A 26008-nucleotide genomic window follows, 5' to 3' on the forward strand; every position below is an offset into this window, starting at 1 on the left:
CTCTTCGAAACGACGTAAAAAAAGCGGCCGAGGCCGCTTTTTTTATAGCTGATGCACGAAAGTGCGTATACCCGTAAGCATCATCTCGACGGAAATCGCCACGAGCACGAGCCCCATCAAACGCTCGAACGCCGTGACCGCCCGCTCACCGAGCCACTGCTGGATCTTTTCCGCGAGGACCAGCACGATCGCGCAGACGATCATCGTCACCGACAGCGCGCCGATCCATTCGAGCATCTTGCCGGGCGCCTGCGAAGTCAGCAGCATCACCGTCGCGAGCGCGGAAGGGCCCGCCAGCGCGGGAATGGCGAGGGGCACGATCAGCGGCTCGCCGCCGCGCGAATCGCCGCCCATGGGGCCGTCCGGATGCGGGAAGATCATCCGCAGCGCGATGAGAAACAGCACGATCCCGCCGCCGATGCGCAACGACAGATCCGTGAGGTTCATCGCGCGCAGAAACCGATCGCCAGCCAGCATGAAAATCAGCAGGATGACGAACGCGATCGCGACTTCCCGCAGGATCACGACGCGGCGCCGCTCCTTGGCGACACCGCGCAGCGCGTTGATGAAGATCGGAATGTTGCCGAGCGGATCGGTGATCAGCAGCAGCAGGATCGTCGCCGACAGGAAGTTGTACTGCATTACTTCCCGAGCGCGGCTCGCACCTTTGCCGTGACGACGTCCGCCGCTTCATCGACCGGCAGCAGCGTGGCCTCTGTATCGCGACGGCCCTGATACTCGAGCTTGCCTTCCTTCAGCCCGCGATCGCCGATCACGATGCGATGCGGCACGCCGATCAGTTCCCAGTCCGCGAACATCACGCCCGGACGCTCCCCGCGATCGTCCAGGATCACGTCGATGCCCGCTTGCTGCAGCGTCGCGTAGAGCTTGTCAGCCCGCTCGCGCACGGCGTCGCTGCGGTCGTAGCCCATCGGGCAGATCACGACTTCGAACGGTGCGATGGCTTCCGGCCAGATGATGCCCTTGTCGTCGAAGTTCTGCTCGATCGCGGCGCCCAGCACGCGCGTCACGCCGATGCCGTAGCAGCCCATCTGCATCGGCGCGGGTTTGCCGTTTTCGTCGAGGAAGGTCGCGCCCATCGAATCGGAGTACTTCGTGCCGAGCTGGAACACGTGGCCCACTTCGATGCCACGGCAGATTTCGAGCGTACCTTTGCCATCCGGCGAGGGATCGCCCGCGACGACATTGCGGATGTCCGCCACTTCCGGCTCGGGCAGATCGCGGCCCCAGTTCACGCCGGTCGTGTGGTAATCGACCTCGTTCGTGCCGACAACGAAGTCGCTCATGTTCGCGACCGTGCGATCCGCGATCACGCGCACCGGCTTCTTCGTGCCGATCGGGCCGAGATAGCCCGGCGGCGTGCCGAACCATTCGATGATCTCGGCTTCCGTGGCGAAGCGATAACCCTTCAGGCCAGGCAGCTTGCCAGTCTTGATGTCGTTGAGCGAATGATCGCCGCGCAGCATCAGCAGCCAGATCGTGGGCTCGGCGCCTTCGTTGTCCGTCGCGAGAACGATCGACTTGATCGTGCGTTCGAGCGGAATGTTCAAAAGCTGCGCGACCGCTTCGCACTTCGCTGCGCCCGGCGTCGGCGTCTTCTTCAGTTCTTCCGTGGGTGCGGCGCGTTGCGCGATGAGCGGCAAGGCATCCGCGGCTTCGACGTTCGCTGCGAAGTCCGAGCTCGGGCAATAGGCGATGTCGTCCTCGCCCGTGTCCGCGATCACATGGAATTCATGCGAGCCGCTGCCGCCGATCGAGCCGTTGTCCGCCGCGACCGCCCGGAACTCCAGCCCGATGCGCGTGAAGATGCGCACATAGGCTTCGTACATCTTGCGATACGACTCGGCGAGACCGTCGAGATCCTTATCGAAGGAATAGGCGTCCTTCATGATGAATTCGCGGCCGCGCATCACGCCGAAGCGCGGGCGGATCTCGTCGCGGAATTTCGTTTGAACCTGGTAGAAGTTCACCGGCAACTGGCGATAGCTCTTGATCTCGCGGCGCGCGATGTCCGTGACGACTTCCTCGTGCGTCGGTCCCAATACGAAGTCCCGCTCGTGGCGATCCTTGAAGCGCAGCAGTTCGGGACCGTATTGCTCCCAGCGGCCCGACTCCTGCCACAGTTCGGCGGGCTGCACGGCGGGCATCAGCAACTCCAGCGCGCCCGCGCGGTTCATCTCTTCACGCACGATGGCTTCGACCTTGCGCACCGAGCGCAGGCCGATCGGCATGTAATCGTAGATGCCGCCCGCGACACGACGGATCATGCCGGCGCGCATCATGAGCTTGTGGCTGACGATCTCGGCGTCGGCGGGAGCTTCTTTCAGGGTGCCGATGAAGAAACGGGATGCTTTCATTCAAATTTTCCAAAAGCGGCGCGCGCTTCGGAGCCGTTGCGGCGCCGGAGCAAGCGAAACGAGGGTGAACGACGGAAACGGTCGACGGCATTGCAAGGAAGAAGATTTTGCCGTCTTCCGCGTGGCCTGGCAAAGCGCCTTGCACCCTGCTCGGACAACGTGCCCCGAATTCGGGTTCGTGCCGGTGCGCGGGGTCCGTTAACTGTTTATAATCAAAGCAATTTTAAAGGATTTGAAGGTGGCTGTATGCTGGATCGTGAAGGCTTTCGCCCGAACGTCGGCATCATCCTCTTGAACGCGCGCAACGAAGTGTTTTGGGGCAAGCGGCTGCGTGAACATTCCTGGCAGTTTCCGCAAGGGGGCATCAAATACGGTGAGACCCCTGTGCAAGCGATGTATCGGGAGTTACACGAAGAAACCGGCCTGCTACCGGAGCATGTGAAAGTTGTTGGTCGCACGCGCGACTGGCTGCGTTACGAGGTGCCGGACAAGTTCATCAAGCGCGAGGTGCGCGGACATTATCGCGGTCAGAAACAGATCTGGTTTCTGCTGCGCATGGTGGGACGTGATTGCGACATCTGCCTGCGTGCGACGGACCATCCGGAGTTCGATGCCTGGCGCTGGAACGAGTATTGGGTACCGCTGGATGCGGTCATCGAGTTCAAGCGCGACGTTTATCAAATGGCTCTCACCGAGCTGTCCCGCTTCCTGCGGCGAACCAACTCCCGCGGCGAACGCGGCGAGCGAGCCGCGCATCATGGGCCGCGCTATCCACGCGTGCTCCAGACAATGACGATCGAAGCGCCTGCCGTTACTGCCTCCGGCGCGGCGGTTCAGGCAGAATGCACGGTCAGCGAAGAAGTGCATGTGATCGTGCAGCGCTCATCGTGAACCCGGGCGTGCGACTGATCGCAGCGGTTCCTCGCACACTTTGACACTCGACACGACTTCGATCGATGGCACGGCGAACTTCTCGCCGTGCCATTTCGCTTTGTTCCGCCGGGCGGGCGCTTCGTGTCCCGCGCGCATGTTTCCGGGAAAACTCAATTGAAAGTGAATGCCTCACTCGCGGTAATCGCGGCATCCGCGGCAGTGCTTGCCGTGCTCGCCGGCTGCTCCAGCAACAAAGGCCCGTCCACGCAGGACGACGGCGTCTTCACTTATCTGCTCGATCGCAAATCGACCTGGGCCGAGGAGAAGATCGACACCATGCCGCCTCTGCCGCAGGCGTCGAATCTGATCGCGTTCACCGTATCGCAGAACACGCCGCTCACGTTTTCCGTCGACAAGACGACGCTTACGGTCGGTCAGGATGGCGTCGTGCGTTACGTGATCGTCGCGACGAGCCCGGCGGGCGCGCGAAACGTCAACTATGAAGGCATTCGTTGCGACACCTACGAATGGCGCCGCTACGCGAGCATCAACGACGATCAGAACGGCTGGGATCAGGGTTCCGCGTTCGACTTCAAGCGTATCGAGAACGGCGAGCTGAACGCGTATCAGGCGGCGCTGTATCAGGACTACTTCTGCGCGAGCAAGCTGCCGGTCGGTACGGCGAAGCAGATCGTCAACAACATGCAGTACAAGCGCACGCAGAGCTCGATCAATCTGCGCTGATTTCACGGTGCGCCAAAGTGCAAAAAGCCCGCTGGATCAGCGGGCTTTTTCGTATCACACGAGCACCAGGTTGTCGCGATGGATCAACTCGGGCTCCAGCATGTAACCGAGCACCGTTTCGATTTCGCCGCTCGGCCGCCGATGAATCAGCCGCGCCTCCGAACTGCTGTAATTCGTGATGCCGCGTGCGACCTCCTGCCCTTGATCGTTGACGCAGGCGATCACCTCGCCGCGATCGAACGCGCCTTTCACGTCGATCACGCCGATCGGCAAAAGGCTCTTGCCGTCAGCGGTGAGCTTTTGCACCGCGCCGCCGTCGATCACGACGTGGCCGCGCACCTGCAAGTGATCCGCCATCCACTGCTTGCGCGCCGCGATGCGGGCCGTGCGCGCGATGAGCTGCGTGCCGATCAACTCGCCCGACGCGAGGCGCGTCAGCACATCGGCTTCGCGGCCGCTCGCGATCACCGTGTTCGCGCCGCTGTGCGCCGCGCGCTTCGCCGCGAGGATCTTGGTCAGCATGCCGCCGCGTCCGAGACTCGAGCCCGCGCCGCCGGCCATCTGCTCGAGCTCGGGCGTGCCGGCATCGGCTTGCTCGACGAGCGTCGCGTTCGGGTCCTTGCGCGGATCGGCGGTGAAGAGACCGCGTTGATCGGTGAGAATGACGAGCGCATCGCCTTCGATCAGGTTCGCGACGAGTGCGCCGAGCGTGTCGTTGTCGCCGAACTTGATTTCGTCGGTGATGACCGTGTCGTTCTCGTTGATGATCGGCACCGCGCCGAGGCGCAGCAACGTGAGCAGCGTCGAGCGCGCGTTCAGATAGCGTTCGCGGTCGGCGAGATCGGCATGCGTGAGCAGAATCTGCGCGGTGCGGATGCCGTGCGCGCCGAAACTGCTTTCGTAGACCTGCGCGAGGCCCATCTGTCCAACGGCGGCGGCCGCCTGCAGTTCGTCGATTTCACGCGGCCGCTTGGTCCAGCCGAGCCGGTGAATGCCTTCCGCAATCGCGCCCGAACTCACGAGCACGACTTCCTTGCCCTGCTCCCGCAGCGCCGCGATCTGCGACGCCCAGCGCGAGATTGCCGCGTGGTCGAGCCCGCGCCCGTCGTTGGTGACGAGGCTGGACCCAACTTTCACTACGATTCGCTTCGCAGCGGCGATGACCGAACGCATCGTGCGCTTTCTCCTCGTGGTAGCGTTTAATCCTTCGCTGCGTCGTCGCGAAAGCGCACGTCGGCGGCGAGATCTTCCGCTTCCGCCGCGCGCGACGCGTCCGAATGCTGCGAAATGTAGTCGTAGATGGCGTAGGTGAGCGCCTCGCAGCCCTGGCCCGTCAGCGCCGAAATTTCGAAAACCGGGCCGTCCCACTCGAAGCGGCCGACGAAATCGGCAATGCGCGCTTCGCGCTCGTCCTCGGGCACCATGTCGAGCTTGTTCAGCACGAGCCAGCGCGGTTTCTCGTAGAGCGACTCGTCGTACTTGCGCAGTTCGTTGACGATGGCCTTCGCTTCGGCGACGGGATCCACGTTTTCATCGAACGGGGCCATGTCGACGAGATGCAGCAGCACGCCGGTGCGCTGCAGGTGACGCAGGAAGCGATGCCCGAGCCCCGCGCCTTCCGCCGCGCCTTCGATCAGGCCGGGAATGTCGGCGATCACGAAGCTCTTGCTCGGCCCGACGCGCACCACGCCGAGATTCGGCGCGAGCGTCGTGAACGGATAATCCGCGATCTTCGGCCGCGCGTTCGACACCGACGAAATGAACGTCGATTTCCCCGCGTTCGGCATGCCGAGCAGACCCACGTCAGCCAGCACCTTCAGCTCGAGCTTGAGCATGCGGCGCTCGCCCGGCTTGCCGTCGGTCTTCTGACGCGGCGCGCGGTTGGTGCTCGACTTGAAATGCAGGTTGCCGAGTCCGCCCGCACCGCCCTGCGCGATCAACACTTGCTGGTTATGCTCGGTCAGATCGGCGATGATCTCGCCTGTTTCCTGATCCGAAATGATGGTGCCGACCGGCATGCGCAGCGTGATGTCGTCGCCGCCCTTGCCGTAGCAATCCGAGCCGCGGCCGTTTTCGCCGTTGCGCGCCTGATGCTTCTTGGAAAACCGATAGTCGATCAGCGTATTGATATTGCGATCGGCGACTGCGTAGACGCTGCCGCCGCGGCCGCCGTCGCCGCCGTCCGGCCCGCCGAACGGGACGAACTTTTCGCGGCGCATCGACGCGCTGCCATCTCCTCCGTCGCCGGCGATGACTTCGATCCTCGCTTCGTCAATGAACTTCATGCGTTGCTCCGTCCCGTGTACTTGCAGCTATTTTGCCGTGACCTGACGTTGCCGGTCACCGATATCCTTGAATTCATCCAATGCGCCGTTTGTACGCATCAAATGAAAAAGGCCCCGCGAACTTCGCGGGGCCTTTTTTCGGTCCTGAAGCCCGTGCGTAAAATTTACGCTGCCGGGACGACGACGACCGTGTGCTTCTTCGCGGCGCCCTTGGTCACGAACTTAACGTGACCGTCGGCCAGCGCAAACAGGGTGTGATCCTTGCCGATGCCGACATTCTCACCCGGATGCATGCGCGTGCCGCGCTGGCGAACGATGATGCCGCCCGCGTTGATTGCCTGGCCGCCGTACACCTTCACGCCGAGGCGTTTCGACTCTGAGTCCCGGCCGTTGCGGGAAGACCCGCCTGCTTTTTTGTGTGCCATTTCATTAGCTCCTTAACCGATATCTGTGCGGAACGATCGCGCCTTAGGCGTTGATCGCGTCGATGCGCAGTTCGGTGTAGTTCTGGCGGTGGCCAGCGTGCTTTTGATAGTGCTTCCGGCGACGCATCTTGAAGATGGTCACTTTCTTGTGACGACCTTGCGACACGACGGTAGCCTTGACGGAAGCCCCACCCACCAGCGGCGTACCGAACTTAATCGATTCGCCTTCGCCTACTGCGAGAACCTGGTCGAGCGTGATTTCAGCGTCAATGTCTGCCGGTATCTGTTCTACTTTCAATTTTTCGCCAACGGCAACCTTGTACTGCTTGCCGCCGGTTTTTATGACCGCGTACATTGAGAACCTCACTCAAAATTCTTTTTCCACGCACCACGCGGGGAAAACACGCGATTATACATAGGGTTACGCTCGACGTCAAAGTGTCGTGACGTCTCCCGCGCGCGCGGCACGGCACGCGATCCGGCCCCCAACCTCGGCGAAAATGGAGCGAATCATGTCTGAATTTCGCCGACGTCGCGCGAATCGACGCAGCCAAGTCCCGTCGTCTGTCGGATTCGCCTTATAATCCGCCGGATTACCTTTACTGCCGATCATGTCGTCCACCGCCACTTCCTTCCCCAACGCCGCCGCGCTGCTCGCCCCGATCGCCGAGGACATGCAGCACGTCAATCGCGTCATCCGGCAGCGCCTGGCATCAGAAGTGATGCTGATCAACCAGATCTCGGAGTACATCATCGGGGCGGGCGGCAAGCGGCTGCGTCCGGCGCTGTTGCTCCTCGTCTCCGGCGCGCTGGGCGACACGACCGGGCATCGCCACGAACTGGCCGCCGTGGTGGAGTTCATCCATACGGCAACGCTGCTGCACGACGACGTCGTCGACGAATCCGATCTGCGGCGCGGCCGCAAGACTGCCAATGCGCTGTTCGGCAACGCGGCGAGCGTGCTGGTCGGTGACTTCCTGTACTCGCGCTCGTTCGAAATGATGGTGAGCGTCGGCAAGATGCGCGTGATGGAAATTCTCTCCGTCGCGACCAACATCATTTCCGAGGGAGAAGTCCTGCAGCTGCTCAACATGCACGACCCGGACGTGGACGAAGCGCGCTACATGCAAGTGATTCGCTACAAGACGGCGAAGCTGTTCGAAGCGGCCGCGCAACTCGGCGCGGTGCTCTCGGGCGCGGATGCGCGCACCGAAGCGGCGGCGGCGGAGTACGGCCGGCGCATCGGCACCGCGTTCCAGATCATGGACGACTGGCTCGATTACACGGGCACGCCGGAATCGATGGGCAAGAACGCCGGCGACGACCTGCGCGAAGGCAAGCCTACGCTGCCGCTCATCTATCTCATGGAACACGGCACGCCGGAGCAGGCGGCGCTCGCGCGCGAAGCGATCGAGCAAGGCGGCACGGATCGTTTCGAGACGATCTTCGACGCGATCACCACGTCCGGCGCACTCGATCACACGCTCGAATGCGCGCGCAAGGAAGCAGAAGCAGCGGCGAAAGCGATTTCTTCATTTCCCTCTTCCATCTACAAAGAGAGCCTGCTAGAATTATGTTCTTACTCGACGTCGAGACAGTCTTAAACGAGACTGAGACGGCGTAAGAGTCCAAGTTGGTCGAATTCGGGGTGTAGCTTAGCCTGGTAGAGCGCTACGTTCGGGACGTAGAGGCCGGAGGTTCGAATCCTCTCACCCCGACCAGAATTGCAAAAACCCGCATGGTTCGCCATGCGGGTTTTTTATTTCCGGCAAAGAAAACCGCGTACGCTTGCCAAACGGCCAGGGCTGGCTTTCCTGCCCCGTCTGCTATATTGCCTCCCATCTCCGCCCCTACTCGATCACCGCGTGGACAACCTTCCCTTATGGGCGCAAATTTGCGCCATCTTTCTGCTTCTCTTCCTTTCCGGCTTCTTCTCGATTTCCGAAACGTCGATGATGGCGCTCAATCGCCATCGCCTGAAATATCTGGCGAGCCAGGGGTCGCTACGCGCCCGCACGACGCAAGGGCTGCTCGCCAAGACTGACCAGCTTCTCTCCGTGATCCTGATCGGGAACAACCTGATCAACACGATCATCCCCGTGCTCACGACATCGATCGCGCTGCGCACCTTCGGTCATAACAACCTCGTCCTGTCGATCACGACGGGCGTCATCGCGTTCCTGATCATCGTGTTCGCGGAAATCGCGCCGAAGATCGTCGGCGCGACGTATCCCGAGAAAGTCGCGCTTCCCGCAAGCCTCGTGCTCGCGCCGCTCATGCGCATCGCGCGGCCGCTGATCTGGTTCGTCAACCTGTTCGCCAATGCGATTCTCGCCGCGCTCCACATCAACACGAAAAACAAGCGCGATCAGCGGATTTCGCCGGAAGAACTGCGCACCATCGTGCTCGAAACCGGCAGCTTCATGCCGACCAAGCACCGCAGCATCCTGCTCAATCTGTTCGATCTGGAGAACATCACCGTTGACGACGTGATGATCCCGCGCCGGCGCATCGAAGCGCTCGACTTCGACGCGCCCTTCGAACAGATCCTGCATCAGCTCGAGACGTGCTATCACAACAAGCTGGTCGTCTTCCAGGGCGATATCGACCGGGTGCTCGGCATCCTGCATGTACGCAAGACGCTCTCCGCGCTGCATAACCAGGAGCTCGAACGCGAAACGCTGCGCGAGCTGCTCACCGAGCCTTACTTCGTGCCGGCGGGCACTCCGGTGTTCCAGCAACTGCAGTTCTTCCAGGAAAGCGGTCACCGTATCGCGATCGTGGTCGACGAATACGGTGAATTGCAGGGGCTCGTAACGCCCGAGGACATCATCGAGGAGCTGATCGGCGAGTTCACGACGACGATCCCGCGCGGCACCGGCTCGCGCGGCGGCTGGGACGAGAATGGCGAATGCATCGTCGCGGGCAGCATGCCGCTGCGCGAACTGAACCGCTGGCTGCATCTGACGCTGCCGACGGACGGCCCGAAGACGCTCAACGGCCTAATCCTCGAAACGCTCGAAGACATCCCGGACGGCGACGTGTCGGTGCGCATCGCGGGTGTGACCTTCGAAGTCATGCGCAGCGACGATCAGGCGATCCGCACCGTCAAGATTTTCCGTCCGCTCGGGCCCGAGAAACGCGCGCTGCGTTAGCCATTCGGACGACTGGGCGGGGGCGATGCCGGGCGGGATGATCGGACCATCTCGACTCCGACGTCCCGACGCCCATGACTTCCCCTTCCCGCGACGCTTTCGACACGTTCGCGCGCCAGGCCCGCACGTCCGAGGCGGCCCGCGATAGCGCATCCGATCACGAAACGCCCGCCGTCTCGCTGCTCACCGAGACCCTGCGCGAGGCCGCCGAGCGCGGCGCATCCGACATCCATGTCGAGCCATCGGAGCACGACTGGCGCATCAGGCTGCGCGTCGATGGTGCGCTGCATGTGTTGAAGCGTCCGCCGCCGCACCTGCGCGACGCGTTTGTCACGCGCATCAAGGTGCTGGCGCGCATGGACATCGCCGAGCGGCGCGTGCCGCAGGACGGTCGGCTGCGTCTGACTCTTCCGGGCGGGCGGATCGGCGACTATCGCGTCAACTCGCTGCCGACACTCTTCGGCGAGAAGCTCGTGCTGCGGCGCCTCGACGCGCTGCCGCCCGATCTGTCGCTCGCCGCGCTCGGCCTCGATGATGCGCAAAGCGGCACGGTCGAATCGGCGATTCGCGCTCCGCACGGTCTCATCCTCGTGACCGGCCCGACCGGCAGCGGCAAGACCCTCTCGCTCTACTGCTTCCTTCAAATGCTCAACGCCGAAGCGCGCAACGTGTGCTCCGTCGAAGATCCCGTCGAGATCCAGCTCGCGGGCATCAATCAGGTGAGCGTGCGCGAATAGGCGGGGCTGCCCTTCGCCGTGGCGCTGCGCGCGTTCATGCGTCAGGATCCGGACGTGATCATGGTCGGCGAAATTCGCGACGCAGAAACCGCGGATGTCGCGGTGAAGGCCGCGCAGACGGGACACCTCGTGCTCTCGACCCTGCATACCAACGATGCACCGGCCGCGATCGCGCGGCTCATCGATATCGGCGTGGCGCCCTACAACCTCGCGTCCGCGCTCAGGCTCGTCACCGCGCAACGGCTCGTGCGCAAGCTGTGCGAATCCTGCCGCACGCCATCGGCGCTGCCCCTCACGGACGGATTTCATCCGTTCGAAGCGCGCGGCTGTCCGGCGTGTCATGGCATCGGTTATCGCGGGCGGGTGGGCGTGCATCAGGTGATGCCAGTATCGGATGAACTACGGGAACTGATCGTCTCACGCGCGGCAACACATGCAATCGCGCGCGCGGCGCAGGCGCAAGGCATGCCCTCGCTACGCGACGCAGCCTTCGCCCGCGTCCGCGAAGGCGCGACGAGCGTCGCCGAACCAGCCGAAGCGACGGAGACCGAATAATGAGTCACGCGCCCGAATTGCGTTTCGCCTGGCGTGGCATGGATAGCGAAGGCCGGCCAAAGCAGGGAAAGATCATTGCCGCCGACGCGCTCTCGGCCCGCAGCTCGCTGCGTCGGGAAGGCGTGATCGTCACCGGACTCGACATGCTCGGTGCCGCGCCGCCGCCCAAAGCGAAGACGACGGAGGTGACCGTTTTCACACGGCAGCTCGCCGGCCTGCTGCGCGCAGGCCTGCCGCTCGCTGGGGCGCTCGAATTGCTGGCCGGCAGTGCGACGGGCGGCGGACTGCCGCGCATCGTGCGCGCATTGGCTCGCGACATCACGCGTGGCGTGCCGTTCTCAGCTGCACTCGCCGCGCATCCCGCGGCGTTCGGCCCGCTGTACTGCCAGTTGGTGTCGGTTGGCGAAGTGGCAGGCGCGCTGCCGTCCGTGCTCGCCCGGCTTGCCGACGATCGCGAGCGCGCCGCATCGCAACGCGCCAGACTGCGCGCCGCCCTCACCTATCCGGTCATGGTGCTGCTGCTTTCGCTCGCGATCACCGCAGGTTTGCTGGTCGGCGTCGTGCCGACATTCAAGACGATCTTCGACGGCTTCGGCGCCGCGCTGCCCGCGCCGACGCGTTTCGTGCTCGCACTGTCGGACGGCGTCGCGCATGCTGGCGTGCCGTTCGTCCTCGCGTGCGTATGCGCGGCGGTTGTGGTGTCGCGCTGGATGAAGCGTTCGCCGGATGCGCGCGAAACCGTCGATCGCGCGGCGCTGCGCCTGCCGCTCGCAGGCAGGTTGCTGCGCTCCCTTGCAGTCGCCCGATGGAGCCGCGCGCTCGGGACGCTGCTCTCGGCGGGCACGCCGCTGTCGGATGCTTTCGACTCGCTCACGCACGCCACGGGCAATCGCGTATTCGACGCCGCCACGGTCAACATCGCCGCGCGCCTGCGCAATGGCGAGCGCCTCGCGGTCGCCATGGGCGCCGCCGGCTGCTTTCCGCAAGATGTCGTGCAGCCGATCGCGGTCGCCGAAGAATCGGGCTCGCTCGACGCGATGCTCCTCGATCTCGCCACGCTGGCGGACCGTCAGGTGGACGAGCGCATCGGCGCGTTCGCGAGCCTGTGCGAGCCGATCGTCATCGCGCTGCTGGGCGCGCTCGTGGGTGGACTCGTCATCGCGATGTATCTTCCTATCATTCAGCTCGGCAACGTGGTGTAGCATCGCGGGCCAAAGCAACCGTTCGTCCATCATGCAGCCTTCGTTCGATCCGTCCGCCGCGCATTTCGCAAGCCGCTATCTGGCGGCGTTCGCCGCGCTCCCCGTCGCCATGCAGTACGGGTTCGCTGTCGTGTTCGGTCTCGTGATCGGCAGTTTTCTCACCGTCGTCGTGCATCGCCTGCCGGTCATGCTCGAGCGCGCATGGCGCGCCGAAGTCGACGCGACGATTCCTGAAGCTCCCGAATCCGGCAAACGCGCCGCCGCCGATTCGCACCCCGAACGCTTCAATCTCGCGGTGCCGCGCAGTGCATGCCCGCATTGCAAGCATGTGCTGCGCGCGTGGGAAAACATTCCCGTCATCAGCTATCTCGCATTGCGCGGGCGCTGCTCGGCGTGCGGCGCGCGCGTGAGCCCGCGTTATCCGCTGATCGAACTCGCAAGCGGCGCGCTCGCGGCGCTCTCGCTCTACGCCTACGGCCCCGCGTGGCCGGCTCTGGCCGCGTTCGGACTGTGTGCGACCTTGCTGACGGCCGGCCTCATCGATTACGACACGCGCTATCTTCCCGATGTGCTGACGCTTCCCCTGCTGTGGGCGGGACTCATCGTCAATTTCGGCGAAGGCGGATTCGCGACGCTTCACGACGCCGTAACGGGCGCGATCGTCGGTTATCTTTTTCTGTGGTGCGTGTACTGGCTCTTCAAGCTCGTGCGCGGCGTGGAAGGCATGGGCTACGGCGACTTCAAACTGCTCGCCGCGATCGGCGCGTGGCTCGGCTGGTCCGCACTCGCGCAAGTGGTCCTGATCGCTGCCGTAGCGGGCGCGGCGGTCGGCATCGTTGCGACGTGGCGCAAGCGCATGCGTTTCGAGGAGCCCTTGCCGTTCGGGCCGTTTCTCGCGGCGGGCGGAGTCATCACGCTCTTCGTCGGCACACCGCTCTATTCATTGTTGGGATGATCGAAGGGAGCAACGGATGTTCAGCATTGGTCTTACCGGCGGCATCGGCAGCGGCAAGAGCACCGTCGCCGATCTCTTCGCGGCGCGCGGCGTACCGCTTATCGATACGGATCTGATCGCGCACCAGATCACCGCGCCGGGCGGCGTCGCGATGCCGCTCATCGCGAGCGAATTCGGCGACAATTTCATCGCCGAAGACGGCTCGCTCGATCGCGCGAAGATGCGCGGGCTCGTTTTCGCCGACGACACTGCGAAAGCGCGGCTCGAACATATCGTGCATCCGTTGATTCGCGCTGAAACCGAGCGACAGAGACTTGCGGCGCAAGGTGCGTATCACATCGTGGTCGTGCCGCTGCTGGTCGAGTCGGGCGAATGGGCTGCACGCGTGTCACGTGTGCTCGTCGTGGATTGTCCGGTCGAGACGCAGATCGCCCGCGTCATGCGGCGCAATGGCTTCACGCGAGAACAGGTACTCGCGATCATCGCGAAGCAGGCGTCTCGCGAAGCGCGACTCGCCGCAGCGGACGATATCGTCATCAACGACGAAACGGCCACGCACGACGCACTGGCGCAGCAAGTCGACGCGCTGCACGCGCGTTATTTGTCGCTGTCATCCGGATAAGGTGAGCCGATCGCCTGAGTTAGCCAAATCGTCGAAAAGTTCCCGAATTTGCGCCAAAACAAGCACTTTCGCGAGCGAATATGCCCCGATTTGCTAGGGTGAGGATGCGGCATTAGAATGTGCTCACTTCCGCTCATGGAAGCAACCGACCCACGCCGAGGCGAGTGCGCTTGATCCTTTACGAGTATCCCTTCAACGAGCGAATCCGGACGCTGCTGCGCCTCGAAGACCTGTTCGAGCGCTTCACGTTCTTTCTGACTCAGGAAGACGCGCGAGAACATCACGTCGCGCTCACGACACTCTTTGAGATCGCCGAAGTCGCTGGCCGCACGGATCTCAAGGCCGACCTCATGAAGGAACTGGAGCGGCAGCGTCAGACGCTCGCGCCGTTCCGTGGCAATCCTGGAATCGAACAGGAAGCGCTCGAAGCGGTGCTCGGCGAAATCGAGCAAACGCTCGGCGGCCTCACCGACATGCATGGCAAGACCGGTCAGCATCTCGCCGACAACGAATGGCTCGCGAGCATCCGCAGCCGCACGATCATTCCGGGCGGAACATGCAAGTTCGATCTGCCGTCGTATTACGCGTGGCAGCAGTTGCCCGTCGAAGAACGGCGTCAGGACATCGCGAAGTGGGTCATGCCGATGCTCGCGTTACGCGACGCGGCGGCCATCGTGTTGCGGCTCGCGCGTGAATCGGGTCAGGCGTCGAAAGTCATGGCGATGCAGGGCAGCTATCAGCAGATGTTGTCCGGCCGCACCTATCAACTGATGCAAGTGCGCGTTTCGCCGGACACTCGCGTGATTCCCGAAGCGAGCGCGAACAAGTACATGCTGTGGGTCCGCTTCACGGTGCAGGACGGCGATCTGAAGCCGCGCGCCGTGGACGTGGACGTCCCCTTCCATCTGACGCTTTGCAGCCTTTGAATAGAATCAGCCGGCCCTATATGGATCAGATGTCGAACAAAGCCGGCGCGATTCGCCACGTCTTACCGTCATGACCACTGTCGTCAAATGCCCGACCTGCGGCAAGGATGTCCGCTGGGTTCCGGAAAACCGCTTTCGCCCATTCTGCTCCGAGCGCTGCAAGCAGATCGATCTGGGCGCGTGGGCGGCCGAGAAGTACAAAATTTCGGGTAATTCACAGGAAACGCCGCCGGACGACGATACGCGCGGCGGCCTGAACTGACCTTCGCTCGCGCTTATTCGCGCTCTTCCTCTTCGAGCCATTCGAGGATCGGAATAGCCGCAGGCAGAAGCGGAGCGACATCGACAGGAAGCGTTTGCCAGGCAATCGCCTGGCCTTCCCGTCCGAGCGGCGTGCCCTTCCAGTCCGTCACCTTGCAGAAAAAAAGACGCACGTACGCGTGCGGGTAATCGTGCTCGAGCGTGCGCCAAAGCTGACATGCGGTGACGTCGATGCCGAGTTCCTCGTGCAATTCGCGCCCAAGTGCCGTCTCGATGCTCTCGCCCGGCTCGAGCTTGCCGCCGGGAAACTCCCAGTAGCCTTCGTACGGCTTGCCAGCGGGCCGCTGCGCGAGCAGATAACGCCCGTCGTGCTGCACCATCACGCCGACGGCCACTTCCGTTACCTTGCGGCCATCGGGCGCGATGTCGCTCTTCGAATCGGTCATTGCTTGCGTCCCGACCAGTCGCGCGCGAATTGCCACGCGACGCGCCCCGACCGCGACCCGCGTTCCAGCGCCCACACGAGAGCGTCGCCGCGAGCGCTTTCGACTTCAGCTTCATGGCAGCCGAAGTGCTTAAGCCAATGCGCGACGATCGACAGATAGTCGTCCTGCTTGAAAGGATAGAAGCTGACCCACAGCCCGAAGCGTTCGGACAGCGAGATCTTTTCCTCGACCACTTCGCCGGGGTGAATCTCGCCATCGGACGTGTGCTTGTACGTCTCGTTGTCGCTCATGTATTCCGGCAACAAATGACGGCGATTCGACGTCGCGTAGATCAGCACGTTGTCCGATTGCGCCGCGACGGAACCGTCGAGCGCGACCTTCAGCGCCTTGTAGCCCGACTCGCCTTCCTCGAAGGAAAGGTCGTCGCAGAACACGAGGAAGCGCTCGGGCCGCGTCGAGATCAGATCGACGATATCGCCGAGATCGTGCAGATCGTCCTTGTCGACTTCGATGAGACGCAGACCGTCCTTCGAATAAGCGTTCAGACACGCCTTGATCAGTGACGACTTGCCCGTGCCGCGCGCGCCCGTCAGCAAAACATTGTTCGCGGGCAACTTGTTCACGAACTGCTGCGTGTTCTGTTGGATCAGGCCTTTTTGACGATCGATGTTCTGCAGGTCGTCGAGCGAGATTTGCGAGATCGCCGGCACGGGTTGCAGGAAACCACGCCCCTGACGCTTGCGCCAGCGAAACGCCACCGCGGATTCCCAATCGATATCGGGCGCCGCCGGCGGCAACATGCCTTCGATGCGCGCCAGCACCGCCTCGGCGCGCGTGAGAAATTGTTCGAGCTTGTCCATGTTCGTATCGATGCGCGTCGCTTTTACGAGCGATAGTCGGCGTTGATGCTGACGTAGTCGTGCGAGAGGTCGCAGGTCCAGATCGTTGCGTTCGCAGTGCCGCGTCCGAGCAGCACACGAATCGCGATTTCGCTCTTCTTCATCACACGCTGGCCGTCTTCTTCCTTGTACTCGGGATTGCGCCCGCCCGACTTCGCAACGAGAACGTCATCGAGATAAAGATCAATCTTGCCGACGTCGAGATCCGTCACGCCCGCATACCCGATCGCCGCGAGAATGCGGCCGAGGTTCGGATCGGAGGCGTAAAACGCGGTCTTCACGAGCGGCGAATGGCCGATCGCGTACGCGATCTGACGGCATTCCGCCGCGTCCTTGCCGCCTTCCACCGTGATCGTCATGAACTTCGTCGCGCCTTCGCCGTCGCGCACGATGAGTTGCGCGAGTTCCTGCGCCACTTCGGTCACCGCGTCGCGCAGTGCGGCGTAGGCGGGCGAGTCCGTCGACGTGATCGCGGGCAGGCTCGACTTGCCCGATGCGATCAGGATGAACGAATCGTTGGTCGATGTATCGCCGTCGATGGTGATGCAGTTGAACGAGCGATCCGCAACGTGCTTGACCAGTTGATCCAGCACGGGCTGCGCCACGTTGGCATCGAACGCGAGGAAGCCGAGCATTGTCGCCATGTTCGGCTTGATCATGCCCGCGCCCTTGCTGATACCCGACAGCGTGACGACGTGACCGTCGATCGTCACCTGACGCGACGATGCCTTCGGCAGCGTGTCCGTCGTCATGATGGCTTGCGCGGCGTCGAACCAGTGCGAGGCCTTCTGATTCGCGAGCGCGGCGGGCAGGCCGGCTTTCAGACGATCGACCGGCAGCGGCTCGAGAATCACGCCCGTCGAGAACGGCAGGATCTGTTGCGCATCGAGGCCCGCAAGCCGCGCGAGTTCCGCACACGTCTCGCGTGCGTGCGCCATGCCCGGCTCGCCCGTGCCGGCGTTCGCGTTGCCGGTGTTCACGATGAGCGCGCGAATGCTCTTGCCGCCCTTCGCCACGGCTGCCAGATGCTCGCGGCACACGGTGACGGGCGCGGCGCAGAATCGATTCTGCGTGAACACGCCCGCGACGCTCGCGCCTTCATCGACGCGAATGACGAGCACATCCTTGCGATTGGGCTTGCGGATATTCGCCTCGGCCCAGCCGAGCGTGACGCCGGCGACGGGATGAAGCGCTGCGGGATCGATCGAGGGGAAGTTGACGGCCATGTTCGCGTCTCGCTGAAGGTGGCGAGTGCCGGTTGGCTGACCGGCACGCTTTGAAAGACTGACGCCGCTCCGCTGAGCGGGACGGCGCCGTGAAATATTGGACCTGCAAAGACAAACGACGCATCGCTGCGTCGCTTGAGTCTGGTCAGCAGCCGATCAAGCCAGCTTGCCGTGACAGTTTTTGTACTTCTTGCCGCTTCCGCATGGGCACGGATCGTTGCGGCCGACCTTCGGCACGTCGTCCGACGGGCGCGTCACGACGCTGATGTCGTCGCCGGCGGCCATTGCCTGGCTAACCATCTGCGCGGTCGCGCTCGCCGCGGCTGTGGCGGGCGTCGGTTCCGCGGCCGGCGCGTTGAAGTCCGCGTGCGTGAACGACACGTTCTCGAGATGGCTGCCCTTCTCTTCGTACTGTTCGGCGGCTTCCTCGAGTTGTTCCGGCGACTGGATCTGCACGTTCATCACGACGCGCGTGACTTCCTGCTTGACCGCATCGAGCATCGCGGCGAAGAGCTCGAACGCCTCGCGCTTGTATTCCTGCTTCGGATTCTTCTGCGCATAGCCGCGCAGATGGATGCCCTGACGCAGGTGATCGAGCGCGGCGAGGTGCTCGCGCCAGCGGCTGTCGAGCGTCTGCAGCATGATCGAGCGTTCGAACGCGCTGAACGACTCGCGGCCCACGAGCGCGACCTTCGCTTCGTACGCTTCGTCGGCGGCGGCGAGCACGGCTTCGCAGATCTCTTCGGCGTCGATCGAGTTCGACTCGTTGATCATCTCCTGCACGGCGAGGTCGAGGGACCAGTCGTTGCGCAGCACTTCTTCCAGTTCCGGCGCTTCCCACTGCTCCTCGATGCTGCCGGCCGGCACGAAGGTGCGCACGACGTCGCCGATCACGCTCTGACGCATCGCGGCGATGGTTTCCTGGACGTCGTTCGCTTCGAGCAGTTCGTTGCGCTGCTGGTAGATCACCTTGCGCTGATCGTTGGCGACGTCGTCATATTCGAGCAGTTGCTTGCGGATATCGAAGTTACGCGCTTCGACCTTGCGCTGCGCGCCTTCGATCGAGCGCGTGACCATGCCCGCTTCGATCGGCTCGCCTTCCGGCATCTTCAGGCGATCCATGATCGCGCGCACGCGGTCGCCCGCGAAAATGCGCAGGAGCGGATCATCCAGCGACAAATAGAAGCGCGACGAACCCGGATCGCCCTGACGGCCCGCGCGGCCGCGCAACTGGTTGTCGATACGGCGCGACTCGTGACGCTCCGTGCCGATGATATGCAGGCCGCCCGCGGCCTTCACGTGATCGTGGAGCGTCTGCCATTCGTCGTGCAACTTCTGGATGCGCGTGGCTTTCTCGTTCTCGGGGATCGACAGATCCGCTTCGATGAACGACGCCTGCTTCTCGACGTTGCCGCCGAGCACGATGTCCGTCCCGCGACCGGCCATGTTCGTCGCAATCGTGACGACGCCCGGACGGCCCGCTTCCGCGACGATCGCGGCTTCGCGCGCGTGCTGCTTCGCGTTGAGCACCTCGTGCTTCACGCCCGCCTGAGTGAGCAGGCCGGACAGCAGTTCGGACGCTTCGATCGACGTCGTGCCGACGAGCGTCGGCTGACCGCGTTCGACGCAATCGCGGATGTCGCGAATGACCGCGTCATAGCGTTCCTTCGACGTCTTGTAGATCTGATCCTGCTTGTCGACGCGCTTCGGCGGACGGTTGGTCGGAATCACGACCGTTTCGAGGCCGTAGATCTCGTTGAATTCGTACGCTTCCGTATCCGCGGTGCCGGTCATGCCGGACAGCTTCGCGTACATGCGGAAGTAGTTCTGCAGCGTGATGGACGCAAGCGTCTGGTTCTCGGCCTGAATCTGGACGTGTTCCTTCGCTTCGACGGCCTGGTGCAGACCGTCCGACCAGCGGCGGCCCGTCATCATGCGGCCCGTGAATTCGTCGACGATCACGACTTCGCCGTTCTGCACGACGTAGTGCTGATCGCGCAGGAAGAGCGTATGCGCGCGCAACGCGGCATAGATGTGGTGCATCAGCGTGATGTTCTGCGGCGCATAGAGGCTCTCGCCTTCGCCGATCAGGCCCCACTCGGCGAGCAGACGCTCGGCCTTTTCGTGGCCCGATTCCGTCAGGAACACCTGGCGCGCCTTTTCATCGAGCGTATAGTCGCCCGGCTTCTCGACGCCCGTGCCGTCTGCCTTTTCCTCGCCGATCTGTTGCTCGAGCAGCGGCGGCAGCGCGTTCATGCGCACGTAGAGATCGGTGTGGTCTTCCGCCTGGCCGGAGATGATGAGCGGCGTACGCGCTTCGTCGATGAGGATCGAGTCCACTTCGTCGACGATCGCGAAATTGAGCGGCCGCTGCACGCGCGCGGTGGTCTCGTAGACCATGTTGTCGCGCAGATAGTCGAAGCCGAACTCGTTGTTCGTGCCGTAGGTGATGTCCGCCGCGTACGCTTCCTGTTTCTGCGAATGCTCCATCTGCGACAGGTTCACGCCGCACGAGAGCCCGAGGAAGTTGTAGAGACGCGCCATCCATTCGGCGTCGCGCTGTGCGAGGTAATCGTTCACCGTGACGACGTGCACGCCGCGGCCCGACAGCGCGTTCAGATACGCGGCGAGCGTCGCGACGAGCGTCTTGCCCTCGCCGGTGCGCATTTCGGCGATCTTGCCGTAGTGCAGGACCATGCCGCCGATGAGCTGTACGTCGAAGTGGCGCATCTTCAGCACGCGCTTGCTCGCTTCGCGGCAGACGGCGAACGCCTCGGGCAGGATCACGTCGAGCGATTCGCCGCCCGCGACACGCTGGCGGAACTCGTCGGTCTTGGCGCGCAGCTGGTCGTCCGAGTACTTCTCGACGGTCGGCTCAAGGGCATTGATCGCCGCAACGGTCTTTTGATAGTGCTTGACCAGCCGCTGATTGCGGCTGCCAAAAATCTTCTGAAGGAAACCGGTCGTCATCGGATCAGTGTCTGCGTCGCGGCTTCGGACGGGCGCATGTGCAAGCTGCGTCCGGGCTCGGAGAACCTCGGCGACTTAAGTCCATAGGGTGAAATTCGAATCGGGAATTTTAGCACGCGAGCTTGGCAGACCTTGCGTCGGCGTACCCGCGCGCGCGTCGGCGGGGCGCGACAGTCAACGGGTTGAAAGCTTTCCGGCAAGCAACGCCGGAAAAGGCTGTCGACCGGGAACAATAACTTGCGTCGCGTACAATCGAACCGTCCCGTCGGGCGTCCACCTAAAAAAATGAGCCGCTTTTCTACAAATTCAAGGTCGCGTTTCGATCCACGCAGGCCGCAAGCCGTCGCAGACGTGCTCGATCGCACCGATGCGTTTCGCGCGCTGCGTGCGGGTGTCGAGCAAGTGGCGGCGCTGCAGCGCGATTTGAGCGCGCTCTTGCCGGATTATCTGGCGTCGAACGTGGAGCCGGGATTCATCAAAGACGGCGTGCTCGCGCTCTTCGCTGCGCATAACGCGCTCGCCGCGCGTCTGCGGCATCTGGAACCGCGTCTGCTCTCGGATCTTCAGCAGCGCGGCTGGGCCGTCAACGCGCTGAAGATTCGAGTGCGTCCTCAATCGATGAAAGAACCCGCGCCGCCGAAGCAGGCCCGGATGTCGCCGGCAGGCGCTTCGGCGTTGCAGGAACTGGCCGAGACGCTGGAGCCGTCGCCGCTGCAGGAAGCGCTCGCGCGGATGGCTTCACGTCATCAGGGGCGCACGCAAAAAAAATGAGCGGTGCTTTCGCTGCCGCTCATCTCTGACCACTGAATCAATGCTTTAAATCAGGCAAATGCCGTCTGCGTATCGAATCCGAAACCGCGCGGCGCCTTCTGCGTATCCTCGAACGTAACGACTTCATAAGCGTCTTCGTTCGCGAGCAACTCGCGCAGCAGCATGTTGTTCATCGCGTGGCCGCCCTTGTACGCCTTGTACGACGCCAGCAACGGATGGCCGACTACGTACAGGTCGCCGATCGCGTCGAGCATCTTGTGCTTCACGAATTCGTCGTCGTAGCGCAGGCCGTCATTGTTCAGGATGCGGTATTCGTCCAGCACGATTGCGTTGTCCATGCTGCCGCCGCGTGCGAGTCCCAGTTCACGCATCATCTCGACTTCGTGCGCGAAGCCGAACGTGCGTGCGCGGGCGATTTCGCGCACGTAGGAAGTCGTCGCGAAGTCCACTTCGAGCGCTTGTCCGGTTTTATCGACGGCCGGATGGCGGAAGTCGATGGTGAAGCTCAACTTGAAGCCGAAATACGGTTCGAGACGGGCGAACTTGTCGCCGTCGCGCACTTCGACGGGCTTCGTCACCTTGATGAACTGCTTCGGCGCGTTCTGCTCTTCGATACCCGCCGACTGGATGAGAAACACGAACGAAGCCGCGCTGCCGTCCATGATCGGGATTTCCTCAGCGGTCACATCGACATACAGGTTGTCGATGCCGAGACCCGCACACGCCGACATCAAGTGCTCGATGGTCGACACGCGCGCGCCATCCTTCTGCAAAACGGATGCGAGACGGGTATCGCCGATTGCCATTGCGGACGCGGGGATGTCGACCGGCTCGGGCAGGTCGATGCGCGAAAAAACGATGCCCGTGCCAATCGGTGCGGGGCGCAGAGTCAGATTGACCTTGCGACCGGAATGGAGCCCGATCCCCACGGTTTTGACGACGGTCTTGATTGTTCGCTGCTTCAACATGATGTTCTTTCCGATTTAAGTTCCCTATAAAGAGAATCAATCGTGCGTTAAATTCTAATAGGTCGAATTATACTCCATTCGTCTCGCGCCGTCCTGATCCAGGAGGTATCAACTGTTTCCCAGTGTTACGTCGCGGCGGCGAATTATGAAGTAGAACGGGCCGATGCCCGGAATGGAGGCATTTCCGGTCATCGGCCCCAAGCTGCAGCTCAGTGCGAGGGCGCGTTTAGCGTTGCGCGCTGGCAACGCGGCGCCGCTGCACTCAGCGCAACGTCGCCAGGATGCTTCGAGCGTCGCTGACTTCGAACTTGCCGGGCGCTTCGACTGACAGCGTCTTGACCACGCCATCGTCGACCACCATCGCGTAGCGCTGGGAACGAATTCCCATGCCACGCTCGGACAAATCCTGATCCAGTCCGAGTGCCTGAGTGAAACGCGCACTGCCGTCCGCGATCATCTTCACCTTGCCCGAGGCTTGAAGATCGCGTCCCCACGCGCTCATGACGAACGCGTCGTTGACGGAAACGCACCAGATTTCGTCGATTCCCGCAGCGGACAGATCCGCTGCTGCTTCGACGTAGCCGGGCACGTGTCTCGCGGAGCATGTCGGCGTAAACGCGCCCGGCAATCCGAAGATCACCACGCGCTTGCCGGCGCACCGCTCGCGCACCGGGAACGCATTCGGTCCCACGGCACAGCCCTCGGTCGCCTCCTCGATGAACTCGAAGAGACCCACATCGGGCAACGTATCACCCACTTTGATCATGCTCGGTCCTTCCCTCATCAGGACTCGCGAACATCCTCGCGATTGCATCATCCCGCGACCTTGCCGAACGTCATTGCGGCAACTTCGGCTTCGATTTGCTTCCTCGACGTCAGGGGCAAATTCGTGGGGGTCGGCTGGCCACGGCCCGGCGTCCATTTTGCATCCAGGACGCGGCCTTGGACAGTCGCCCCACGCGAAGCCTGCATCATCCGCACGATATGTTCAGCGCGTGCACGCGGTGCGCTGCATGGCCATAGCTGACTCAGCAGCAAATAACGTGCGCCGCTCAGTCCGCCTGCTTGCGCAGGAACGCCGGAATGTCATACGTATCGACGCCCTTTTCCTGCAGAGCCTGCACGTGCGATGCCGCGGTTTCGCGCGTCGAACGCCACACGGCGGGGGTGTCGAGTTGACCGTAATCCGTCGTCGACTGGCCGTGCTGCGCGCCGTACGTGTTGTGCGAAGGTTGATGACCGTGCGCGACCGGCTGGTTATCGGTGCCCGTGCGCAGGAGGGTCATCGGCGCTTGCTGCTGCTTCTTCGCCGCGCGGCCCAAACCGGTTGCCACCACCGTCACACGCAGTGCATCGCCCATCGCGTCGTCGTACACGGCGCCGAAGATCACCGTGGCGTCATCGGCTGCGTAGCTCTTGATGGTGTTCATCACTTCGCGCGTTTCCGACAGACGCAGCGAGCGGCTCGACGTGATGTTCACCAGCACGCCACGCGCACCCGACAGATCCACACCTTCCAGCAGCGGGCTTGCGACAGCCTGCTCGGCGGCGAGACGCGCGCGATCGACGCCGGCAACCGTCGCCGTGCCCATCATCGCTTTGCCCTGCTCGCCCATCACCGTCTTCACATCTTCGAAGTCGACGTTCACGAGACCATCGACGTTGATGATTTCCGCGATACCGGCCACTGCGTTGTTCAGCACGTCGTCCGCGCACTGGAAGCACTTGTCCATCTCGGCGTCATCGCCCATCACCTCGAACAGCTTGTCGTTGAGCACGACGATCAGCGAGTCGACGTGATCCTCCAGTTGCTGCGAGCCGGCTTCCGCCACGCGCATGCGGCGGCCGCCTTCGAACTCGAACGGCTTGCTCACCACGCCGACAGTCAGAATGCCCATTTCCTTCGCGATCTGCGCGACGACCGGCGCCGCGCCCGTGCCCGTGCCGCCGCCCATGCCGGCGGTGATGAACACCATGTGCGCGCCGCGCAGTGCGTCGGCGATGCGCTCACGCGCGTCTTCCGCCGCTTCCTTGCCCTTCTCCGGTTTCGCGCCCGCGCCGAGACCGGTCATGCCCAGTTGCAGAACCGCCGGCGCGCGGGAACGCGCGAGCGCTTGTGCGTCGGTGTTCATCACGATGAAGTCGACGCCCTGCACACCCCGGTTGATCATGTGCTGTACCGCGTTGCCGCCAGCACCACCAACGCCCACGACCTTGATGATCGTTCCGTTGGTTTCCGTTTCCAGCATTTCGAAATCCATGTTGCCTCCGTCAAGAATGAAGATCGGCGTTATTCGACGAGAGATCGGGCAACCTTTCGTCGCGCGCCAGCCGCCGGTACCAGCGCGTAGTTCTTAACTGCGTTTTGCTTAAAAGTTCCCGAGGAACCAGTCCTTCATCCGCGAGAACACTTGTCCCATCGAACCGTTTTGCACCGCGACCTTGCGTCCGCGCATACGTTGCGAGCGTCCTTCGGCGAGCAGGCCCATCGCGGTCGAGTAGCGCGGATTGCGCACCACGTCGGCGAGACCGCCCGCGTATTCCGGCACGCCGATGCGCACCGGCTTCAAAAAGATGTCTTCGCCGAGCTCGACCATCCCGGGCATCATCGCCGCGCCGCCGGTCAGCACGACGCCGCTCGACAGCAGCTCTTCGTAGCCCGACTCGCGCACGACCTGCTGCACCAGCGAGAAGAGCTCCTCGACACGCGGCTCCACGACCGCCGCCAGCGCCTGACGCGACAGCGTGCGCGGACCGCGCTCGCCGAGGCCCGGCACTTCGATCATTTCGTCCGGATCGGCAAGCGCCTGTTTCGCGATGCCGTAGCTCACCTTGATATCTTCGGCGTCGGGCGTCGGCGTGCGCAGCGCCATGGCCACGTCGCTCGTGATCTGGTCGCCTGCGATCGGAATCACCGCCGTATGACGGATCGCGCCTTCGCTGAAGATGGCGATGTCGGTCGTGCCTCCGCCGATATCGACCAGCACGACGCCGAGTTCCTTCTCGTCCTCGGTCAGCACGGCAAGCGACGACGCCAGCGGTTGCAGAATCAGGTCGTTCACTTCGAGTCCGCAGCGGCGCACGCACTTCACGATGTTCTGCGCGGCGCTCACCGCGCCCGTCACGATGTGCACCTTCACTTCGAGGCGGATGCCGCTCATGCCGATCGGTTCGCGCACGTCTTCCTGGCCGTCGATGATGAATTCCTGGGTCAGGATATGCAGCACCTGCTGATCGGTCGGGATGTTGATTGCCTTGGCCGTCTCGATCACGCGCGCGACGTCCGCCTGCGTGACTTCCTTGTCCTTGATCGCAACCATGCCGCTCGAATTGAAGCTGCGAATGTGGCTGCCCGCGATCCCGGTGAATACGTTCGTGATCTTGCAATCGGCCATTAGTTCGGCCTCTTCCAGCGCGCGCTGGATGGATTGCACCGTGGCCTCGATATTGACCACGACGCCCTTCTTCAGCCCCTTCGAGTCGCTCTGACCGAGTCCGATCACCTCGTAGTGGCCTTCGCCCTTCAGTTCGGCGACGATCGCGACCACCTTCGACGTTCCGATGTCGAGGGAAACCAGCAGGTCTTTGTAGTCTTTGCTCATAGCGTGCT

The 26008-nt window shown here is 63.0% G+C and carries 24 protein-coding genes, 1 tRNA gene and 1 pseudogene; 12 read left to right on the forward strand and 14 right to left on the reverse strand.

What is annotated here, in order from left to right:
* Positions 1-42 precede the first annotated feature (42 nt).
* Together NCR38_RS11505 and NCR38_RS11510 are read right to left on the reverse strand one after the other, a co-directional pair.
* The gene (locus NCR38_RS11505) at positions 43-642 is read right to left on the reverse strand and encodes a MarC family protein (RefSeq protein ID WP_061121380.1); all 600 of its coding nucleotides are present in this window, start codon (positions 640-642) and stop codon (positions 43-45) included.
* Positions 642-2378 (reverse strand): proline--tRNA ligase, encoded by a 1737-nt coding sequence (locus NCR38_RS11510; protein ID WP_250477097.1) that lies wholly within the window; start codon positions 2376-2378, stop codon positions 642-644. The genes NCR38_RS11505 and NCR38_RS11510 overlap by 1 nt, the downstream gene beginning before the upstream one ends.
* A 246-nt stretch (positions 2379-2624) precedes the next feature.
* On the opposite strand from NCR38_RS11510, the gene NCR38_RS11515 reads away from it, so the two are divergent.
* Both NCR38_RS11515 and NCR38_RS11520 read left to right on the forward strand, forming a co-directional pair.
* The gene (locus NCR38_RS11515; RefSeq protein WP_061121378.1) at positions 2625-3269 is read left to right on the forward strand and encodes an RNA pyrophosphohydrolase; all 645 of its coding nucleotides are present in this window, start codon (positions 2625-2627) and stop codon (positions 3267-3269) included.
* 162 nt (positions 3270-3431) lie between these two features.
* On the forward strand, positions 3432-3995 hold the full coding sequence (locus NCR38_RS11520; RefSeq protein ID WP_061121419.1) for a CNP1-like family protein: 564 nt from the start codon (positions 3432-3434) through the stop codon (positions 3993-3995).
* 54 nt (positions 3996-4049) lie between these two features.
* Here NCR38_RS11520 and proB read toward each other — a convergent pair whose 3' ends face one another.
* The 4 genes from proB to rplU form a co-directional block, all read right to left on the reverse strand.
* A complete protein-coding gene (gene proB / locus NCR38_RS11525) occupies positions 4050-5168 on the reverse strand; it encodes a glutamate 5-kinase (RefSeq protein ID WP_061121501.1) in 1119 nt (372 codons plus the stop codon).
* A 26-nt stretch (positions 5169-5194) separates the two neighbouring features.
* Entirely contained in the window at positions 5195-6280 is a 1086-nt protein-coding gene (gene cgtA, locus NCR38_RS11530; RefSeq protein WP_061121500.1) for an Obg family GTPase CgtA, read from the reverse strand.
* Positions 6281-6444: 164 nt separating this feature from the next.
* The gene (gene rpmA, locus NCR38_RS11535; RefSeq protein ID WP_008342952.1) at positions 6445-6705 is read right to left on the reverse strand and encodes a 50S ribosomal protein L27; all 261 of its coding nucleotides are present in this window, start codon (positions 6703-6705) and stop codon (positions 6445-6447) included.
* A 43-nt stretch (positions 6706-6748) separates the two neighbouring features.
* A complete protein-coding gene (gene rplU, locus NCR38_RS11540; protein ID WP_035511298.1) occupies positions 6749-7060 on the reverse strand; it encodes a 50S ribosomal protein L21 in 312 nt (103 codons plus the stop codon).
* A gap of 256 nt (positions 7061-7316) precedes the next feature.
* Between rplU and NCR38_RS11545 the strand changes: the two genes are divergently transcribed.
* The 9 genes and pseudogenes from NCR38_RS11545 to yacG all read left to right on the forward strand — a co-directional run bounded on the left by NCR38_RS11545 (position 7317) and on the right by yacG (position 15119).
* Positions 7317-8309, forward strand: coding sequence for a polyprenyl synthetase family protein (locus NCR38_RS11545; RefSeq protein ID WP_250477098.1), 993 nt, complete (start codon positions 7317-7319; stop codon positions 8307-8309).
* Positions 8310-8349: 40 nt separating this feature from the next.
* Positions 8350-8426 (forward strand) — tRNA-Pro (locus tag NCR38_RS11550).
* A gap of 144 nt (positions 8427-8570) precedes the next feature.
* Complete coding sequence (locus NCR38_RS11555; protein WP_061121497.1) at positions 8571-9860, forward strand: HlyC/CorC family transporter; 1290 nt, start codon at positions 8571-8573, stop codon at positions 9858-9860.
* A 74-nt stretch (positions 9861-9934) separates the two neighbouring features.
* Positions 9935-11152 (forward strand): annotated as a pseudogene (locus NCR38_RS11560) (GspE/PulE family protein).
* Positions 11152-12354: a type II secretion system F family protein gene (locus NCR38_RS11565; protein WP_250477099.1), complete on the forward strand. Its 1203-nt coding sequence runs from the start codon at positions 11152-11154 to the stop codon at positions 12352-12354. Before NCR38_RS11560 ends, NCR38_RS11565 begins: the two are co-directional and overlap by 1 nt.
* A gap of 31 nt (positions 12355-12385) precedes the next feature.
* On the forward strand, positions 12386-13309 hold the full coding sequence (locus NCR38_RS11570) for an A24 family peptidase (RefSeq protein ID WP_250477100.1): 924 nt from the start codon (positions 12386-12388) through the stop codon (positions 13307-13309).
* Positions 13310-13325: 16 nt separating this feature from the next.
* Positions 13326-13931, forward strand: a complete 606-nt coding sequence (gene coaE / locus NCR38_RS11575; protein WP_250477101.1) for a dephospho-CoA kinase — start codon at positions 13326-13328, stop codon at positions 13929-13931.
* Positions 13932-14101: 170 nt separating this feature from the next.
* Positions 14102-14857, forward strand: a complete 756-nt coding sequence (gene zapD, locus NCR38_RS11580) for a cell division protein ZapD (RefSeq protein WP_035510226.1) — start codon at positions 14102-14104, stop codon at positions 14855-14857.
* Between the two features lie 70 nt (positions 14858-14927).
* On the forward strand, positions 14928-15119 hold the full coding sequence (gene yacG, locus NCR38_RS11585; RefSeq protein ID WP_061121493.1) for a DNA gyrase inhibitor YacG: 192 nt from the start codon (positions 14928-14930) through the stop codon (positions 15117-15119).
* A gap of 13 nt (positions 15120-15132) precedes the next feature.
* Here yacG and NCR38_RS11590 read toward each other — a convergent pair whose 3' ends face one another.
* The 4 genes from NCR38_RS11590 to secA form a co-directional block, all read right to left on the reverse strand.
* The gene (locus NCR38_RS11590) at positions 15133-15564 is read right to left on the reverse strand and encodes an NUDIX domain-containing protein (RefSeq protein WP_250477102.1); all 432 of its coding nucleotides are present in this window, start codon (positions 15562-15564) and stop codon (positions 15133-15135) included.
* Complete coding sequence (locus tag NCR38_RS11595) at positions 15561-16424, reverse strand: ATP-binding protein (RefSeq protein WP_061121491.1); 864 nt, start codon at positions 16422-16424, stop codon at positions 15561-15563. The genes NCR38_RS11590 and NCR38_RS11595 overlap by 4 nt, the downstream gene beginning before the upstream one ends.
* A gap of 23 nt (positions 16425-16447) precedes the next feature.
* Complete coding sequence (argJ, locus tag NCR38_RS11600; RefSeq protein ID WP_250477103.1) at positions 16448-17689, reverse strand: bifunctional glutamate N-acetyltransferase/amino-acid acetyltransferase ArgJ; 1242 nt, start codon at positions 17687-17689, stop codon at positions 16448-16450.
* A gap of 156 nt (positions 17690-17845) precedes the next feature.
* Positions 17846-20659 (reverse strand): preprotein translocase subunit SecA, encoded by a 2814-nt coding sequence (gene secA, locus NCR38_RS11610; RefSeq protein WP_061121489.1) that lies wholly within the window; start codon positions 20657-20659, stop codon positions 17846-17848.
* A 285-nt stretch (positions 20660-20944) separates the two neighbouring features.
* Here secA and NCR38_RS11615 point away from each other — a divergent pair, with 285 nt between their 5' ends.
* A complete protein-coding gene (locus NCR38_RS11615) occupies positions 20945-21430 on the forward strand; it encodes a DUF721 domain-containing protein (RefSeq protein ID WP_061121488.1) in 486 nt (161 codons plus the stop codon).
* A 50-nt stretch (positions 21431-21480) separates the two neighbouring features.
* Here NCR38_RS11615 and lpxC read toward each other — a convergent pair whose 3' ends face one another.
* The 4 genes from lpxC to ftsA all read right to left on the reverse strand — a co-directional run bounded on the left by lpxC (position 21481) and on the right by ftsA (position 26000).
* Entirely contained in the window at positions 21481-22398 is a 918-nt protein-coding gene (lpxC, locus tag NCR38_RS11620) for a UDP-3-O-acyl-N-acetylglucosamine deacetylase (protein WP_250477104.1), read from the reverse strand.
* Between the two features lie 262 nt (positions 22399-22660).
* Positions 22661-23164, reverse strand: coding sequence for a peroxiredoxin (locus tag NCR38_RS11625; RefSeq protein WP_250477105.1), 504 nt, complete (start codon positions 23162-23164; stop codon positions 22661-22663).
* A 286-nt stretch (positions 23165-23450) separates the two neighbouring features.
* Positions 23451-24659, reverse strand: coding sequence for a cell division protein FtsZ (gene ftsZ / locus NCR38_RS11630; RefSeq protein WP_061121485.1), 1209 nt, complete (start codon positions 24657-24659; stop codon positions 23451-23453).
* A gap of 108 nt (positions 24660-24767) precedes the next feature.
* The gene (ftsA, locus tag NCR38_RS11635; RefSeq protein ID WP_008342980.1) at positions 24768-26000 is read right to left on the reverse strand and encodes a cell division protein FtsA; all 1233 of its coding nucleotides are present in this window, start codon (positions 25998-26000) and stop codon (positions 24768-24770) included.
* Positions 26001-26008: the final 8 nt, after the last annotated feature.

It is taken from the genome of Caballeronia sp. INML1 (assembly GCF_023631085.1).
GTDB classification, from domain to species: Bacteria; Pseudomonadota; Gammaproteobacteria; order Burkholderiales; family Burkholderiaceae; genus Caballeronia; species Caballeronia turbans.

What these genes read in the sequence shown, in the direction of transcription:
- NCR38_RS11505 (WP_061121380.1), bottom strand. Translation starts at nt 642, where the DNA reads ATGCAGTACAACTTCCTGTCGGCGACGATCCTGCTGCTGCTGATCACC.
- NCR38_RS11510 (WP_250477097.1), bottom strand. Translation starts at nt 2,378, where the DNA reads ATGAAAGCATCCCGTTTCTTCATCGGCACCCTGAAAGAAGCTCCCGCC.
- NCR38_RS11515 (WP_061121378.1), top strand. Translation starts at nt 2,625, where the DNA reads ATGCTGGATCGTGAAGGCTTTCGCCCGAACGTCGGCATCATCCTCTTG.
- proB (WP_061121501.1), bottom strand. Translation starts at nt 5,168, where the DNA reads ATGCGTTCGGTCATCGCCGCTGCGAAGCGAATCGTAGTGAAAGTTGGG.
- cgtA (WP_061121500.1), bottom strand. Translation starts at nt 6,280, where the DNA reads ATGAAGTTCATTGACGAAGCGAGGATCGAAGTCATCGCCGGCGACGGA.
- rpmA (WP_008342952.1), bottom strand. Translation starts at nt 6,705, where the DNA reads ATGGCACACAAAAAAGCAGGCGGGTCTTCCCGCAACGGCCGGGACTCA.
- rplU (WP_035511298.1), bottom strand. Translation starts at nt 7,060, where the DNA reads ATGTACGCGGTCATAAAAACCGGCGGCAAGCAGTACAAGGTTGCCGTT.
- NCR38_RS11545 (WP_250477098.1), top strand. Translation starts at nt 7,317, where the DNA reads ATGTCGTCCACCGCCACTTCCTTCCCCAACGCCGCCGCGCTGCTCGCC.
- NCR38_RS11565 (WP_250477099.1), top strand. Translation starts at nt 11,152, where the DNA reads ATGAGTCACGCGCCCGAATTGCGTTTCGCCTGGCGTGGCATGGATAGC.
- NCR38_RS11570 (WP_250477100.1), top strand. Translation starts at nt 12,386, where the DNA reads ATGCAGCCTTCGTTCGATCCGTCCGCCGCGCATTTCGCAAGCCGCTAT.
- coaE (WP_250477101.1), top strand. Translation starts at nt 13,326, where the DNA reads ATGTTCAGCATTGGTCTTACCGGCGGCATCGGCAGCGGCAAGAGCACC.
- yacG (WP_061121493.1), top strand. Translation starts at nt 14,928, where the DNA reads ATGACCACTGTCGTCAAATGCCCGACCTGCGGCAAGGATGTCCGCTGG.
- NCR38_RS11590 (WP_250477102.1), bottom strand. Translation starts at nt 15,564, where the DNA reads ATGACCGATTCGAAGAGCGACATCGCGCCCGATGGCCGCAAGGTAACG.
- NCR38_RS11595 (WP_061121491.1), bottom strand. Translation starts at nt 16,424, where the DNA reads ATGGACAAGCTCGAACAATTTCTCACGCGCGCCGAGGCGGTGCTGGCG.
- argJ (WP_250477103.1), bottom strand. Translation starts at nt 17,689, where the DNA reads ATGGCCGTCAACTTCCCCTCGATCGATCCCGCAGCGCTTCATCCCGTC.
- secA (WP_061121489.1), bottom strand. Translation starts at nt 20,659, where the DNA reads ATGACGACCGGTTTCCTTCAGAAGATTTTTGGCAGCCGCAATCAGCGG.
- NCR38_RS11615 (WP_061121488.1), top strand. Translation starts at nt 20,945, where the DNA reads ATGAGCCGCTTTTCTACAAATTCAAGGTCGCGTTTCGATCCACGCAGG.
- lpxC (WP_250477104.1), bottom strand. Translation starts at nt 22,398, where the DNA reads ATGTTGAAGCAGCGAACAATCAAGACCGTCGTCAAAACCGTGGGGATC.
- NCR38_RS11625 (WP_250477105.1), bottom strand. Translation starts at nt 23,164, where the DNA reads ATGATCAAAGTGGGTGATACGTTGCCCGATGTGGGTCTCTTCGAGTTC.
- ftsZ (WP_061121485.1), bottom strand. Translation starts at nt 24,659, where the DNA reads ATGGATTTCGAAATGCTGGAAACGGAAACCAACGGAACGATCATCAAG.
- ftsA (WP_008342980.1), bottom strand. Translation starts at nt 26,000, where the DNA reads ATGAGCAAAGACTACAAAGACCTGCTGGTTTCCCTCGACATCGGAACG.